This is a genomic window from Geobacter sp. PheSNFMC (genome assembly GCF_059620965.1).
The window spans coordinates 1-15226 of the sequence record NZ_JCAMRN010000042.1; the positions used below are offsets into that span (position 1 = coordinate 1).

Genomic DNA, 15226 nt, shown 5'->3' on the forward strand with positions numbered 1-15226 from the left:
GACCATCTGGGCGATGAGATAGAACAGGGAAACGGTCACCGTGGAGATGGCGGCCACGCCACGCACCGTCTTCGGGGCGGCGCGGAAGGAGAGGATATCCCCCAGAGTGTACTTGCCGGCATTACGGCAGGGCTCCGCCACCACCAACAGGATGGCGATGAACGAGAACATGGGTCCCACCGCATACATGAAGCCGTCAATCCCGTAGAGGGAGATGAGGCCCGACATGCCCAGGAACGAGGCGGCGGACATGTAATCGCCGGCGATGGCCCAGCCGTTCTGGAGACCGGTGATGCCACCGCCGGCAGCGTAGAAGTCGGCAGCCGACGTGGTGCGCTTGGCCGCCCAGATAACGACACCGAGCGTAATGGCAATTATCGCCATAAACATGGTGATAGTAATTGCCCGGTTGGGCTTGACCTTTGCCGGGGCCTGGGTTGGTGCCGGGGCCTGGGTTGGAGCCGGTGCCGGCGCTTTCTGAGCATCCTTGGCAACCGCAACGGAACTGACCGGGGCAGTGGCGACCGGCGCCAGGACTGATGTCTTGGCCGGCTCGGCCGCAACGGAGGCCGTGGCCAGCGACAGGAAAACAAGCAGCGTTGCAATCATATAGTTATGCATGATTTTCCTCCTATCTGATTTCCCTGACGAGTTCGTCAGTCAGTCGGTCAAATTCGTTATTGGCGGTCTTCGTGTAGATGATTGCCACGACAAAGGCCATGACAAACTGGGAAAGAATGAAGAGGTAACCGAAGTTTATGACACCGACAATCTTGACCTTGAACAGCTCAGGGAAATAGCCCGACAGTATGGGCAGCAGGAAATAGAATACCGTTGACGCGAACCACCAACTGAAGAGGAATATCCTCTTCTTCCGTTTCAGTTCGAGATACTTGGTGTTCTGCGCTATCTTGCTCCAATCGTAAGTTTCTGCCATGCCAGTTCCTCCTCTCGTTGAATTACGTACCCGGATCAGTGCCTCTAGTTCCAGTCGGATATTTTCATGGTCCCGTTTTCGGCCAAGTGCTCCTGCATCTTGAACGCCTTGAAGAGGAGATGCGGTTCGTGTCCGATGCCGCGCTCGAAGCCGAGCCTTTCGGCCCGCTCGTAGTAATCGGTGAGGATCGGCCGGTAATCCGGATGCACGCACTTGGCGATGATCTCGCGCGCACGTTCGCGCGGACAGAGACCGCGAAGGTCGGCCAGCCCCTGCTCGGTGACCAGGATATCGAGATCGTGCTCGGTATGATCGACGTGAGTGGCAAAAGGGACGACGCAACTGATCCCGGTCGGATCGCTCTTGCTCGGGCGCGTCGAAGGAGTGTGCATGATCGAAAGATAGGCGTTGCGGAGGAAATCGCCGGAGCCGCCGATGCCGTTGATCATGCGGCTGCCGTTGATCAGGGTCGAGTTGGCGTGACCGTAGATGTCAAACTCCGCCGGTGTGTTCATGGCAATGACGCCAAGGCGACGGATGGGCTCCGGATTGTTACTGATCTGCATTGGCCGCAGCACGACCCGACTGGTGTACTTCTCCCAGTCGGCATAGAGACGCTGAAAGCCGCCTTCCGAGAGGGAGAGGGAGGTCGAGGAGGCGAAGTTAAGCTTGCCGGAATCGAAGAAGTCAAGCATGGTATCCTGGATCACTTCGGTCCAGACATTGACGCCACTGAACGGCCCCTTGACCATACCGCCGACCACGGCATTGGCAATGTTGCCGACCCCGGACTGCAACGGCAGGAGGTTTTTCGGCAGCCGCCCGGCCTTAACTTCGGCCTGGAAGAAGTCGAGGATGTAGGTGGCGATTTCCTCGGAAACCTCGTCGGGGGGGGAGAGGGCCCGGCCGCGATCGGGCATGGTCGACTCGACAACGGCGACAATCTTGTCCGGATCGCAGGGGACATAGAGAGAGCCGATGCGATCGTCGACCCGGCTGATCAGGTACGGCTTCTTGAAGGGAGGCTTCTCCGTCATAACGATGTCGTGAATCCCCTCGAAGGACGGGATCGCCGTATTGATCTCGACGATCAACCTGTCCGAGTGCTGGATCACCTCCGTCGCTGCTCCGATGGAGCCGGCGAGGATGATCGATCCGTCCTCGGTGATCCCCGAGGCTTCGATCAGGCCCAGGTCGAATCCACCGCCGCGCTGTTTGGTATAGAAACCGTAGGCCAGATCCTGGGCATAGAGGGAGAGATGCTTGTCCCCCATCCGCACCGTGCCGTCATTGACCTGTCTCTGCACCACCTTGCCAGTCTGGTAGGGCCAGCGTTTGTCGGTCATCTGGAGCGCGGCCCAGCGGTCCTCCACCTCGGCGCCGATGGAGGCACCTATGAAGAGATTGAAGCGCATCTTTCCCTGAAGATTGTTCTTTTCCACGTAGTCCGCCAGGGCAAGCGGCACTACCTTTGGATAGCCCACCGGCGTGAATCCCGACCACCCCAAGTCCATGCCGTCCCTGAAGAACTGCACTGTGTCCTCCGGTTGCATTACCTTGGGCAACAAACTCTTCTTCCTGATTCGTTCTGCCAGACCGGCCATATAAACCCCCGTTCTATTCTATTGTTGCCTTCGGGCGAAAACGCTCGACAAAAGACCTTGATTGCACCGCACGCGCGGATTGCCATTACGTAAAGGTTAGTAACTCCACACGAACAATCAGCCACCACAATCGCCAAGCACTCACCCGTTATTTACCAACAAGCCAACACCAATCCAACGTCATGATTACAGCACATTAACCGGCTTGGACATGTTACAGAAATTACCCCGCAGCCACCCCGCGCTCACAATCAAACAGCTTTTTGAATATTCTCTACATTTCATTTACGTACATGTCAAGCATTTTTAAAACTGTTTTTTGCAAATATGTTTTTTACGGCATAGCGTTCAATTTTAACGAGTTATCATCGTTGACAATCCGACAGAGCAGGGATAAGGTCTTTTTCAAACTTGACGTAAAGGAAAGCCTATGGATAGCCCAAAAAACGGCAATGAAGAGGTCGTGACCATCGGCGAGGTTGCCATCACCCTTGGCCTGACGACGAGGACCCTCCGCTACTGGGAGGAAGTGGGGATCATCGAATCGGTCCAGCGGTCTGACGGAGCGGTCCGGGGCTACACGCCCTACACGATCCGTCGGATCAAATTCATCATGAAGCTGAAAGAACTGGGGTTGACCATCAAGGAGATGCAGGATCTTTATACAGTTTACGGCGAAGCGAAGCAGACCGAACGGATGATCCCCCGCCTGGTGGAAATGCTTGACGAGCACATCAATCTGATCGACGCGAAAATAGCCAACCTCTCATCCTTGCGCAAGGACATCGTTGACTACCGAAAACGTATTGCCCAGAAGCTTGCGGATAGCGTTGAAGGAAAAAGAATGGCATGACCAGGAGACGGCAACCACTTGCCCTGTCCTGCCGTTGAGAGACGTTCGGCCCCTGCACGCCGAACACCACCAGGCTCGGAGGAGGATTTCTGGAAAATTCCGGATGTATTACGGCCAGAACCTCATCGTGACGAAGGCACAAAAGGTGAGACTCAGGCTGAAAAAGCACTCAACCGTTTTATCGCCTGAAGCCATTTCGGCCCTTAGGGCCGGCGACACGATACATTGGTCGCTTCGCCACCCCACGGGCTCTTGAGCACTATGCCGTCCGGATAGACACAGGGGAACTCCCCTTTGATGGGGCGGTTTCGCCACTGCTCGACCTTGGCGTAGACCTTCTTAGTTGAGGTTGCTGATTGACCTTGGTTCCCCACAGGATTTCGGTAATGCCTTTGATGCGCCGCGCTGAAACGCCAGCCAGGCACATCTCGATCAGAGCCTCTTCCACCGAGGCTTCACGGCAGCGGCAGCACGATGGTACCCCTGAGGGGACATGTTAATTTGTTGACGAGTCCCTTTTTGTTCACTCGCCACCGAGCAGATCAACTATTCCCCCATAGTTTCCCCAAACATACATATCGAGACCATGTCTCAAGGGATTCTAAAGCCATCAAGACAGGAAAAACCTGATGGGCTGGCGCTCAGAAGACCGCTTCCGGGGAGAGTACGCTGTGGCAGCTCAGCGCCTCATCGATTTCCGCCTTGCCCTGGCTTCCTGGCGGCCCCGCTCGCGCTCAATGACGCAGATTTCATTACCCCAAGCATACCGTTGAACATGTCACGACATTGGGCCTCGCCCTCCACGGCTCAGTATCCGTAATCCAAACTCTCGATCCGCACCACCCGGCCGTTTTCCAGGATCACTTGATACTGGAACTGGTTGGGGCCGAAGTTGAAGATCCAGTCATCAATAGAAACGGTGGTCAGCCTCCGCCCGCCGCTGCTCTGCCACTCACGCGCGACTCTTCTGTCTTCGCGGTTCGTGGCGGTGGCGGGCTGGCCGCACTTGGCCAGCACTTCCCCTGCCGTGGTCCCGATGGAGACGATGCCCTTGGCGCACATCATGGTGCCTGTATCGGTGGTGCTCCCAACGGCGGGCGCTGCCGCGACGAGCAGTGCGGCGATAACGGTGCGAAGCGGTGCGTTCATGGTTCCCTCCCCGGGCGGCCCCGGCCATCCCGTGCCATGAATTCTGTGTAACCGCCCGGAGGGCATAAGTCAAACGGCAGCATGAAGAAAAATGCCCCACCGTCACGGAGGTGCGTCTTGCGTCCGGGTCTGCGGTCGGCTATAACAGGGGGCGAGAGAGGGGACGCCACACCATGCCGAGCCAGCTTGCCATTACGCCGCTTCTGAGCGGCTTCGGCCTCGGGGCCGGACTGATCATCGCCATCGGAAGCCAGAATGCCTTTGTGCTGCGCCAGGGGCTCAAGCGGGAGCACGTCTTTACGGTGTGCACGGTCTGCTTCCTCTGCGACGCGGTGCTGATCGGGCTGGGGGCGGGTGGTTTCGGCACGCTGGTGGGGTCGTCGCCGCGACTGATGGGGCTCGCCCTGTGGGGCGGGGCGGCCTTTCTCTTTGCCTACGGGCTCCGCTCGTTCCACGCGGCCCTGCGGCCGGGAAGGCTTGAGGCGGCCGGCGACGGCGGCAGTTTGGACGGGCCGGTCAAGGTGGTCCTGACCACCCTGGCCCTGAGCCTCCTCAATCCCCACGTCTACCTGGATACGGTGCTGTTGCTGGGGAGCCTGGCGGGGCAGTTCGCGGGACGGTCCCGGGCCCTCTTCGCCCTGGGGGCCATGGGGGCTTCGCTGACCTGGTTCTACGGGATCGGCTACGGGGCCAGGGTGCTGACGCCGCTCTTTCGCAAGCCCGCGGCCTGGCGGGCGCTGGACCTCGTGGTGGGCTGCACCATGTGGGGGATTGCGGCGAACCTGATCTGGTCTGATCTGACGGGCGGATGAACGGAATGTTCGGGATCGGGAACGACAGGAGCTCTATCGCGGCGATTCTGGTGTTCCAGGCCGTGCCGGGGCCGGGGACGCCTCCTGCCGCGGACAGGCGAGGAAGCGGAGGCGCCCCCCGGGACCCTACCGGTTTTCCATGAGGTTCTTCAGGATCAGGTTCGCCTCCTTGAGCTTCTTGTCAAGACGGTTCAGTTCGTCGGCGCCATAGACGGCCGTTCCCTTGCCGATCTCGGCCCGGAGCCGGGCGATCTTCTGCTGGAGGCTGTCGGTTTCACGGGCGCAGTTCCGCACCAGCATCTCGCACTCTTTGATGCACTGTTCGTCCATGGTCTTGTGGACGGCCCCATGCTCGACGGCCAGGGCGGGCATGACAGTGAAAAGGGTGAGGGTGAGTGCCGTGGCGATATGCTTTTTCATGACTGTTCTCCTTGCGGGGTGTGATACGGCATCATTGCCGCTGTCATGACTCCCTTCTTCACAACCCGTACCAAAGAGATACTTGTTGATATTACTGAGATTTCAAGCCACTCACCCGCCCATCACGCCATTGAGTGCACAGTATTCCCCTACAGGTGGAGAATATTCTCGGCCTGCCCCGGCACGCCCCGGCCGACAGGGGATTCAAAAGCCATATTGCATAGCGTGGTAAGGATGCTATAACCATAGGGCGCTGCCCGGCGCAGAAGGGACGGCGCCACCATTTTCCATTCCGGACGGAGTTGCCCATACCATGAAAAAGCGCATCATTCTCACCATCATCGGCCTGGTCACGGTCATTGCCGTGCTGGGCGGCATCAAGGCGCTACAGATCGGCACCATGATCGATCACGGCAAGAAGTTCGTGCCGCCGCCCGAAACGGTTTCAACGGCGCCGGTAACGGCGGAGTCGTGGGAGACGGCCCTCACGTCGGTCGGCACGCTGACCGCGGTGCAGGGGGTCACGGTGGCAGCCGAGCTGCCGGGCAAGGTGGCGCAGATCGCCTTCGAGGCGGGGGCGCCGGTGACCAGGGGAGCCCTGCTCCTGCGCCAGGACACCAGCAACGAGGAGGCCCAGTTGCCGGGCGCCCTGGCCGAGGCGAAACTGGCCCGCGCCAACCTGCGCCGCTCGGACCAGTTGCTGGCGGAGGGGATCATCGCCCAGGCCGACCACGACAGCGCCGTGGCCACGGCAAACCAGGCCCAGGCCCAGGTGGACAACATCCGGGCCACCATTGCCAAGAAATCGATCCGCGCCCCCTTTTCGGGCCGCCTCGGCATCAGGCAGGTGAACCTGGGACAGATCCTGCGGGAGGGAGACCCCATCGTGACGCTCCAGACCATGGACCCCATCTACGTGGACTTCACCCTGCCCCAGCAGCAACTGCCGCAACTGCGCAAGGGGCTGACGGTGCGGGTGACCGGCGATGCCCTGCCCGGCGAGACCATCGAGGGGCGGGTCACCGCCATCAACCCGGAGGTGGATGCCGAATCGCGCAACATCAAGGTCCAGGCCACGGTGGCCAACCGGGGGGAAACGCTGCGCCCCGGCATGTTCGTGAACGTGGCGGTGGGGCTCCCGGTGCGGGAGAAGGTGCTCGCCATCCCGGCCACGGCGGTGCTCTACGCGCCCTACAGCGATTCGGTCTTCGTGGTGGAGGATGCCAAGGACAAGAAGGGGAAGGTGCTGCGCCAGCAGTTCGTGCGCCTCGGCACCAAGCGGGGCGACTTCGTGGCGGTGACCAGCGGACTCAAGGAAGGCGAGCAGGTGGTGAGCACCGGCGTCTTCAAGCTGCGCAACGGCCAGGCCGCGGTGGTGGACAACAAGCTCGCCCCCGAGTTCCAGCAGGCGCCCACGCCTGAGAACAACTGATCCGCCATGAACATCACCGATCTTTTCATCCGCCGCCCCGTGCTGGCCCTGGTGGTCAGCCTGGTCATCGTCATTGCCGGCCTCCAGGCGATCCGCAGCCTGAACGTGCGCCAGTACCCCCGCAGCGAGAACGCGGCGGTGACGGTCACCACCGTGTACGTGGGGGCCAGCGCCGACCTGGTGCGGGGCTTCGTCACCACGCCCCTGGAGCGGGCCATTGCCGCGGCCGACGGCATCGAGTACATGGAGTCCCAGAGCACCCTGGGGCTCTCCACCATCAAGGTGCGCCTGAAGCTGAACTATGACGGCACCAAGGCCCTGGCCGAGATCAGCTCCAAGGTGGACCAGGTGCGCCGGGACCTGCCGCCCGAGGCGGAGGTGCCGGTCATCAACATCGAGTCGGCCGACAGCGAGTTCGCCTCGGCCTATCTGAGCTTCTCCTCCGACATCCTCCAGCAGAACGAGATCACCGACTACCTGGTGCGGATCGTCCAGCCACGCCTCTCGGCGATCCAGGGGGTACAGCGGGCCGACGTGCTGGGGGCCCGCACCTTTGCCATGAGGATCTGGCTGAAGCCCGAGCGGATGGCGGCCCTCAACGTGAGCCCGGCCCAGGTGCGCGAGGCCCTGGCGGCCAACAACTTCCTGGCCGCCCTGGGGCGGACCAAGGGGTCCCTGATCCAGGTGAACCTCACCGCCAACACCAACCTGAACACGGTGGAGGAATTCCGGCAACTGGTGGTGCGGCGCCAGGACGGCGCCCTGGTACGGCTGTCAGACATCGCCGACGTGTCGCTGGGGGCCGAGGACTATGACGCCGAGGTCCGCTTCTCGGGCCAGACCGCCGTGTTCATGGGAATCTGGCCCCTGCCCAACGCCAACTCCCTCGACGTGATCAAGCGGGTCCGGGCGGAAATGGCGGCCATCCAGAGGGACCTCCCCTCTGGGCTCCAGGCCCGGGTGGCCTACGACGCCACCGATTACATCGACAACGCCATCAGGGAGGTGCTCAAGACCCTGGGCGAGACCCTGCTCATCGTCATCGTGGTGATCTTCCTGTTCCTGGGCTCCCTCCGCTCATCCCTGGTGCCGGTGGTGGCGATCCCGGTGTCGCTCATCGGTGCCGTGTTCCTGATGCAGGCCTTCGGCTTCACCGTGAACCTGCTGACGCTCCTGGCCATCGTCCTGTCGGTGGGTCTCGTGGTGGACGACGCCATCGTGGTGGTGGAGAACGTGGAGCGGCACATGCGGGAGGGACAGTCACCCCTGGAAGCGGCGTTTCTCGGCGCCCGGGAGCTGGTGGGGCCCATCATCGCCATGACCATCACCCTGGCCGCCGTCTATCTTCCCATCGGCCTCCAGGGGGGGCTGACCGGCTCCCTGTTCCGGGAGTTCGCCTTTACCCTGGCCGGGGCGGTGACCATTTCCGGGGTGGTGGCCCTGACCCTGTCGCCGGTCATGTCGGCCAAGTTCCTGAAGCCGGGGGCCGGCGAGCACGGCCTGGCCGGGCGGATCAGCCGCGACTTCAACCGGCTCAGGGATGCCTACGGCCGCTGGCTCGACGCCACCCTGGCCGCCCGGCCGGCGGTCTACACGGTCTGGCTGGTGGTGAGCCTCCTGGCCATCCCCATGTTCACCATGTCGGCGCGGGAACTGGCCCCCACCGAGGACCAGGGGGTCATCTTCGGCATCCTGGACGCCTCGGCCAACTCGACCCTGGACCAGACGAGCCGCTACGCCGCCGCGGCCAACAAGGTGTTCCTGGGCATCCCCGAGACCGACTTCACCTTCCAGATCACCTTCCCCAACTCGGGCTTCGGCGGCATGGTCACCAAGCCGTGGGACAAGCGGGAGCGGACCGTGTTCCAGATGATGCCCGAGGTGCAGCAGAAGCTGGCCGCCATCCCCGGCATCCGGATGTTCCCGGTGACCCCGCCGGCCCTGCCCGGGGGCGGGCAGTTCCCGGTGGAGTTCATCCTGGCCTCCACGGCCGATACCGGGCAGATCCTCGAATTCGCCCAGAAGCTCCAGTTGAAGGCCATGCAGAGCGGCATGTTCGCCTTCCCGCCCCTTATCGACGTGAAGATCGACCAGCCCGAGGCCCGGTTTGAGATCGACCGGGACAAGGTGGCCGCCCTGGGGCTCAACCTGGAGCAGGTGGGGGCCGACCTGGGCGCCATGGTGGGGGGGAACTTCGTCAACCGCTTCGACATTGCCGGGCGGAGCTACAAGGTCATCCCCCAGATCGAACGGGTGGGCCGCCTCAACCCCGAGCAGCTCTCGTCGGTCTACATCACCGGCCCCGAGGGAAAACTCATCCCCTTGTCCACCGTTGCCAGCCTGAAGGAGACCGTGGTCCCCCGTTCCCTCAACCGGTTCCAGCAACTGAACGCAGTCAAGCTGAGCGGGGTGGCCGTGCGCCCCCTGGACGAGGCGCTCCGTTTCCTGGAGGGGGAAGCGACAAAAATCCTGCCCCAGGGGTACGTGCTCGACTACACCGGCGAATCGCGCCAGCTCCGCACCGAGGGGAACAAGTTCCTCCCGGCCTTCGCCCTGGCCATCGTCCTGATCTTCCTGGTGCTGGCGGCCCAGTTCAACAGCTTCCGGGACCCCTTCGTCATCCTGGCGGGCTCGGTCCCCCTGGCCATCTTCGGGGCACTCATCTTCACCTTCCTGAAGATGCCCGACCCCAACGTGGCCTTCTGGACCCACGGCTGGACCACCACCCTCAACATCTACTCCCAGGTGGGACTGGTGACCCTGGTGGGGCTGGTGTCCAAGAACGGCATCCTGATCGTGGAGTTCGCCAACCAGCTCCAGCTCCAGGGGCTGTCCAAGCACGACGCCGTACGCCAGGCGGCCATGACCCGTCTCCGGCCGATCCTGATGACCACCGCGGCCACCATTGCCGGCCACTTCCCCCTGACCCTGGTCTCCGGCGCCGGCGCTGCTGCCCGGAATTCCATCGGCCTCGTGCTGGTGGGGGGGATGTTCGTGGGCACCCTCTTCACCCTGTTCGTGGTCCCCTCCATCTACATGCTGGTGGCCCGCGACCACAGCCGCGACCGGGAGCGGGAGGCGGCGGTGGCGGCCGAAGGTGCGGCGACCAATCCCTGACCCAAGGAGACACCATGAGCTACCGACCCACCCGTGACGATGCCTGGAACCTGCTCGCCGAATACGTGCCCAGCGACAACCTGCGGCGGCACGCCCTGGCCGTGGAGGCGGTGATGCGCCACATGGCGCGCAAGCGGGGCGAAGACGAGGAGATGTGGGGAATCATCGGACTGGTGCACGACATCGACTACGAGCGCCACCCGGACGAGCACTGCGCCCATGCGCCGGAGATCCTGCGTTCCCGCGGCTGGCCCGAGGAGTACATCCGGGCGGTCCTTGCCCACGGCTGGGGCCTGTGCACCGACGTGGAGCCCCTCACCGACCTGGAGAAGACCCTCTACACCATTGACGAGCTGACGGGGCTGGTGGCGGCCGCCGCACTGGTCCGGCCGTCACGGAGCATCCTGGACCTGCCGGTGAAGAGCGTGCTCAAGAAGTGGAAGGACAAGGCGTTTGCCGCCGGAGCCAACCGGGGGGTCATCGAGCAGGGGGCCGCCATGCTCGGCATGGAGCTGGCCGACCTGATCGGGGAAACCATCGAAGGGATGAAACCGGCGGCCGAGGAGATCGGCCTCAGGGGCACCCTCTGACAGACTGTTGAAAAACTGGCGCAGGGACCGGATGCAAGCCGGCGGGCAGCGGAAAACTACTGACCTGCCGGGCTGCGACCCGCCTCCTCCAGCCGCCTGATGCTCCCTTCCAGCACGGCGTTGTTCACCCCCATCCCCATGTAGCCGGTCTGGCCGTAGGTGTCGTAGAGCGCCACCTGTCCGGCCAGGTCGGCGATATCGGCCGCCAGGCGCCGGTAGCGCTCCGGCTGATCGGCGATGCGGCAGAGCCGTTCGGCCAGAAAATCGGGCAGGTCGTTCTCCTCCCGGGCCCGGGCAACGGCCCGCCGCAGTTCTTCGAAGATATCCATGCCATCCTCCCTCATTCGTCCAGCCACCGCAGGGTCCGCTTGATGTCCTCGTGGTCGTAGGCCCACTTGCAGCAGCCGGTCTCGGCATAGGGATCGTACTCCCTCACCTGGGCCACCAGAATCTCCACCAGGTATTCCTTGCCGGCGTAGCGCTCCGGGGAGCGGGCCACGGCCAGGGCCGGGTCGGCCAGCCAGTGGGGGAGCTCGCCCTGCTCGAACTGGGCGAGCGTTGCCTGTTCCAGCTCTTCGAAAACGGTCATTGAAATCTCCTCGTCATGATGTGCGTAGTCCGTGCAGGATGGAGACGACCTCGTCCCAGTCCACGGCCGGGGTCAGGTGGCACCAGGAGAGTCGCAGCGACGTCTCGACCCGCTCCGGGGAAAGCCCCATGGCGGTGAGGACGTGGCTCGGCGCCCGGGTGTGGGAGGTGCAGGCCGAGGTGCTCGACACGGCAATGATCCCCTTGAGGGCGGTGATGGCCCGGTCGGCCTCGATGCCGGCCAGGGAAAGGTTGACGGCATGGGGAAGGACGTGGTCCTGGTCTCCGTTGAGGGTCGGCTCCAGGGGGGCCAGGGCGGCCAGGAGGGTCTCCCGGAAGGTGCGGTTGACGGCGGAGCGCGCCCCGTGGGTACGCAGCGCCAGTTTGGCTGCCTCGCCGAATCCGGCAATGAGGGGGACGGGCAGGGTTCCGGGCCGCAGCCCCTGCTCCTGGCCGCCACCCAGCATCAGGGGCCGCAACGGCGGAAAGGCGCGGTCCCGCTTGCGGGCGATGAGAGCGCCCACCCCCTTGGGGGCGTAGATCTTGTGGCCGCTCACGGCGATCAGGTCGATCCGCGGATTGCGCAGACCGTCGATCTCCTTGCCGAAGCCCTGGGCCGCGTCCACGTGCCAGTAGGCGCCGTGGCCGTCCAGTATCTCAGCCAGTTCGACCAGGGGCTGGACCACGCCGGTTTCGTTGTTGACGTGCATGGTGGACACGAGAAGGGTATCCGGCCGGAGCGCCGCACGCAGCCGGTCAGGGTCCAGGCGCCCCGATGCCCCCACGGGGAGGAGCTCCACCTGGAATCCGCGGCGCGCCAGCTCCTCCAGCGGTTCGAGCACTGACTTGTGCTCGACGGCCGTGCCGATCACATGCCGTTGCCCGCGTGCCAGGCCGTGGTCCGCCAGGCCCAGGAGCGCCAGGTTGTCGGCCTCGGTGGCCCCACTGGTGAAGATCACCTCGTCCCGCCGGGCAGCCACCACCTCAGCCACCTGGCCCCGGGCATGCTCAACCGCCAGCCGCGCGAACACGCCGAAATCATGGATGGGGCTCGCCGCGTTGCCGTAATCCCGCTCCATGAAGCGGGTCACCACGGCCATGACGGCCGGTTCCAGGGGGGTCGTGGCATTGCAGTCCAGGTAGACGGTCATATAATCCTCCCGCTCCGAACGGTGAGTGGGGACGCGGAGCCGCTGCGTGTGTCCCTGTGCTGATACTAGTCACCTGAACTCGATAAATACAATAGATTGTTTTTATCGTTTCGATAACGAAATGCTATAATCAACCAACACCGGATGCACAGCGGGCAACCCCGTGATAAAAGGGCTTGATCGCCTGAGGACAGCCGCTGGCTTCCCGCAGGCAACGTCTTTGCCAATACGGTCACCCCTGCAACCCATACCGATCAGTTATGGTTCAACAGCATTGACCGGCGCGCCCGCACGAAAGGCCACCCATGGAAATCAAGCAGTTGCGCTTTTTCATCGAGATCGCCCGGAAACTGAGCTTCACCCGGGCGGCGGAAACGCTCCACATAGCACAGCCCGCCCTGAGCACCGCCATCAGGAAGCTGGAGGACGAGCTGGGGCTTACGCTCTTCAACCGCAGCGACCGGAAGATCGCCCTCACGGCGGAGGGAGAAACCTTCCTGCGCCACGCAACGGCAATCCTTGACGACGTACGGAAGGCGGAGCGGGAGATGGCCGACATCCGTGGACTAACGGCGGGGGAGGTACGAGTGGGGGTGACTCCGATGCTCAGCACCTACTTTTTCCCCAAGATCATCGCCGGGTTCAAAAAGCGCCACCCTGCCCTGCAGCTATCGGTGTACGGTGACAGCGCCGCGCGGATTCAGCGAATGGTTGCGGGCGGAGAGCTCGATATGGGGGTTGTGGCCGGCAGCGCCATCCCGGAGGACCTGGAATACCATCATCTCCTCCACGAGGAGATCGTTGCCTGCGTCCCGGCCGACCACCCCCTGGCCGGCCGGAAGTCGGTACCCTTTGCCGAGCTGCTGCGTGAACCGCTGATCCTCTTCAAGGAGGGATACCATCTGCGGGAGCTGATCGACGAAGCCGCGGCCCACGTCGGGGAAGAACCCCGGGCGGTGTTCGAGACGAACCTCTTTACTCTCATCAGAAACCTGGTCCTTGAGGGAATCGGGATTTCCTTCCTGCTGCGGATGGTGGTGGCCGGCGAGAAGGATCTGGTGGCGCTGCGTTGCGATCCCCCCCTCCACCTGGATCTCTTCATCGCCTGGAAGCGGCAGACAGGGCTCTCGCGGGCAAACCGCGCCTTCGCCGACTACCTCATTGACCAGACCGACGAGTACTACCGGCTGTCGGAGATGTACGGCTCGTTCCCGTTGCCCTAGCGATCATCCTTGACTCCCCTCGAAACCCTGTTACGTTTTGAGCAAAAACCATCCTGACTGCCTGCCGCATATTCCAGCAGTCGCCCCCCATCGAGCCGCACTCCGGGGAGGGTATCCGCCCCTTCCCGGAGGGGCCGGGCCGGTCAAAGGAAAGGAGGATTCACCATGTCCCAGGCAAGGGCAGTAAACGGCGTGAACGTGGACCAGCTCATGGCCACCATCGAGCAGATCAAGGCAAAGCCGGAGATGGCACTGTTCAAATTCCGCGCCGCCAACCAATGGGTGGGGGGGACCCACAACCAGGCAACCATCAGGGATTTCTACGGGGCCGGCGCCGAAGACGACACCCGGAAGCCGATGGTGTTCGACCTGGACGAGCCGCCGGTGCTGCTGGGGGACAACCGGGGCGCCAACCCGGTGGAATACCTCCTGGTTGCCCTGTCGGGCTGCCTCACGACGAGCCTGGTGGCCCATGCGGCGGCCCGGGGCATTGCGCTGCGGGGGGTGAAATCCCGGTACGAGGGAGATATCGACCTGCGGGGCTTCCTGGGATTGTCAGAAGAGGTGCCGGCGGGATACCGGGAAATCCGGGTCTTCTTCTCCATCGACGCGGACCTGACCGACGGGCAGAAGGAGGAACTCATCCGGATGGCTCAGAAATATTCGCCGGTGTACAACACCGTTGCCAAGCCGGTGCCGGTTTCGGTCCTGCTGGACCGGGGCTGACCGCCCCGCCCCCCTATGCGGGTGGTCCCGGTCGGGGTCGGGATGCGCGGTGGCACCCGAAAAAGTGATTTCAACCACTACCCTTCCGCCAGACTCTCGTCCAGTTCCCGACAGACCGCCTCCATCACCCCATAGCGCCTAAAAAATCTTTCAAAACAACACACTACATGCTGCACGCCAACTGTCACGGAGGACCGCGACCCCCGTGGTCATGGGGCCTGACCATTTGATTGTTTGCCAGGACCGGGTATGCTTCTCATGACATTCGCCATTCGGGAAGAAGACAGAGGCCACCATGATCATCACCACCACACCCACCATCGAGGGAAAGCGGATCGTCCGCTACTGCGGCGTCGTTGCCGGCGAGGCAATCCTCGGCGCAAACCTGTTCAAGGATCTGTTTGCCAATATCCGCGACATGGTGGGCGGTCGGTCGGCCACCTATGAGCGGGAATTGCAGCGGGCGCGCGACATTGCCCTGCGGGAGCTGGCAGAGCGGGCCGAGGAACTGGGGGCCACGGCCGTGGTGGGGGTCGATCTGGACTACGAGGTCATGGGACAGGGGAACGGGATGCTGATGGTCTCGGCCAGCGGTACGGCGGTGGTGGTCGAGTAGAGAGGGAG

At 63.1% G+C, this 15226-nt stretch carries 16 protein-coding genes and 1 pseudogene; 8 read left to right on the plus strand and 9 right to left on the minus strand.

Annotated features, from left to right (window positions below; translation table 11 throughout):
• The 3 genes from AC6CDK_RS10620 to scpC form a co-directional block, all read right to left on the minus strand.
• A partial coding sequence (locus AC6CDK_RS10620; protein ID WP_496639827.1) for a solute symporter family protein occupies positions 1–621 on the minus strand: 621 nt, incomplete at its 3' end.
• A gap of 10 nt (positions 622–631) precedes the next feature.
• On the minus strand, positions 632–937 hold the full coding sequence (locus AC6CDK_RS10625; protein WP_039646384.1) for a DUF485 domain-containing protein: 306 nt from the start codon (positions 935–937) through the stop codon (positions 632–634).
• A gap of 44 nt (positions 938–981) precedes the next feature.
• A complete protein-coding gene (gene scpC, locus AC6CDK_RS10630) occupies positions 982–2541 on the minus strand; it encodes a succinyl-CoA:acetate CoA-transferase ScpC (protein WP_039646386.1) in 1560 nt (519 codons plus the stop codon).
• A gap of 430 nt (positions 2542–2971) precedes the next feature.
• On the opposite strand from scpC, the gene AC6CDK_RS10635 reads away from it, so the two are divergent.
• Positions 2972–3394 (plus strand): MerR family transcriptional regulator, encoded by a 423-nt coding sequence (locus tag AC6CDK_RS10635; protein WP_039646388.1) that lies wholly within the window; start codon positions 2972–2974, stop codon positions 3392–3394.
• A gap of 218 nt (positions 3395–3612) precedes the next feature.
• On the opposite strand, the pseudogene AC6CDK_RS10640 reads toward AC6CDK_RS10635, so the two are convergent.
• Both AC6CDK_RS10640 and AC6CDK_RS10645 read right to left on the minus strand, forming a co-directional pair.
• A pseudogene (locus AC6CDK_RS10640) lies at positions 3613–3860 on the minus strand (transposase); the annotation flags it as partial.
• A gap of 341 nt (positions 3861–4201) precedes the next feature.
• Entirely contained in the window at positions 4202–4543 is a 342-nt protein-coding gene (locus AC6CDK_RS10645) for a DUF2845 domain-containing protein (protein ID WP_039646390.1), read from the minus strand.
• Positions 4544–4716: 173 nt separating this feature from the next.
• Here AC6CDK_RS10645 and AC6CDK_RS10650 point away from each other — a divergent pair, with 173 nt between their 5' ends.
• Positions 4717–5355, plus strand: a complete 639-nt coding sequence (locus tag AC6CDK_RS10650) for a LysE/ArgO family amino acid transporter (protein WP_039646392.1) — start codon at positions 4717–4719, stop codon at positions 5353–5355.
• A gap of 126 nt (positions 5356–5481) precedes the next feature.
• On the opposite strand, the gene AC6CDK_RS10655 is transcribed toward AC6CDK_RS10650, so the two are convergent.
• Positions 5482–5775 (minus strand): hypothetical protein, encoded by a 294-nt coding sequence (locus AC6CDK_RS10655; protein ID WP_039646394.1) that lies wholly within the window; start codon positions 5773–5775, stop codon positions 5482–5484.
• A 313-nt stretch (positions 5776–6088) separates the two neighbouring features.
• Between AC6CDK_RS10655 and AC6CDK_RS10660 the strand changes: the two genes are divergently transcribed.
• Genes AC6CDK_RS10660 through AC6CDK_RS10670 form a run of 3 tightly spaced genes read left to right on the plus strand, consistent with a single transcriptional unit; the run spans position 6089 to position 10914 of the window.
• Complete coding sequence (locus AC6CDK_RS10660) at positions 6089–7207, plus strand: efflux RND transporter periplasmic adaptor subunit (protein WP_039646396.1); 1119 nt, start codon at positions 6089–6091, stop codon at positions 7205–7207.
• Between the two features lie 6 nt (positions 7208–7213).
• Positions 7214–10324, plus strand: coding sequence for an efflux RND transporter permease subunit (locus tag AC6CDK_RS10665; protein ID WP_039646398.1), 3111 nt, complete (start codon positions 7214–7216; stop codon positions 10322–10324).
• Positions 10325–10338: 14 nt separating this feature from the next.
• On the plus strand, positions 10339–10914 hold the full coding sequence (locus tag AC6CDK_RS10670; protein WP_014551975.1) for an HDIG domain-containing metalloprotein: 576 nt from the start codon (positions 10339–10341) through the stop codon (positions 10912–10914).
• A 56-nt stretch (positions 10915–10970) separates the two neighbouring features.
• Here the strand turns inward: AC6CDK_RS10670 and AC6CDK_RS10675 are convergent, their stop codons facing one another.
• From AC6CDK_RS10675 to AC6CDK_RS10685, 3 genes are read right to left on the minus strand one after another with little or no spacing between them, the layout of a single operon-like run.
• The gene (locus AC6CDK_RS10675) at positions 10971–11243 is read right to left on the minus strand and encodes a GSU3529 family protein (RefSeq protein WP_014551976.1); all 273 of its coding nucleotides are present in this window, start codon (positions 11241–11243) and stop codon (positions 10971–10973) included.
• 11 nt (positions 11244–11254) lie between these two features.
• Positions 11255–11503 (minus strand): GSU3529 family protein, encoded by a 249-nt coding sequence (locus AC6CDK_RS10680; protein WP_039646402.1) that lies wholly within the window; start codon positions 11501–11503, stop codon positions 11255–11257.
• Between the two features lie 13 nt (positions 11504–11516).
• Positions 11517–12653, minus strand: coding sequence for a cysteine desulfurase family protein (locus tag AC6CDK_RS10685; protein ID WP_192905528.1), 1137 nt, complete (start codon positions 12651–12653; stop codon positions 11517–11519).
• Between the two features lie 305 nt (positions 12654–12958).
• On the opposite strand from AC6CDK_RS10685, the gene AC6CDK_RS10690 reads away from it, so the two are divergent.
• From AC6CDK_RS10690 to AC6CDK_RS10700, 3 genes are all read left to right on the plus strand, one after another.
• Complete coding sequence (locus AC6CDK_RS10690) at positions 12959–13876, plus strand: LysR family transcriptional regulator (protein ID WP_039646406.1); 918 nt, start codon at positions 12959–12961, stop codon at positions 13874–13876.
• A 357-nt stretch (positions 13877–14233) separates the two neighbouring features.
• Complete coding sequence (locus tag AC6CDK_RS10695; protein WP_420806166.1) at positions 14234–14602, plus strand: OsmC family protein; 369 nt, start codon at positions 14234–14236, stop codon at positions 14600–14602.
• 295 nt (positions 14603–14897) lie between these two features.
• Positions 14898–15218: a heavy metal-binding domain-containing protein gene (locus AC6CDK_RS10700; RefSeq protein ID WP_039646410.1), complete on the plus strand. Its 321-nt coding sequence runs from the start codon at positions 14898–14900 to the stop codon at positions 15216–15218.
• The last annotated feature ends 8 nt before the right edge of the window (positions 15219–15226 follow it).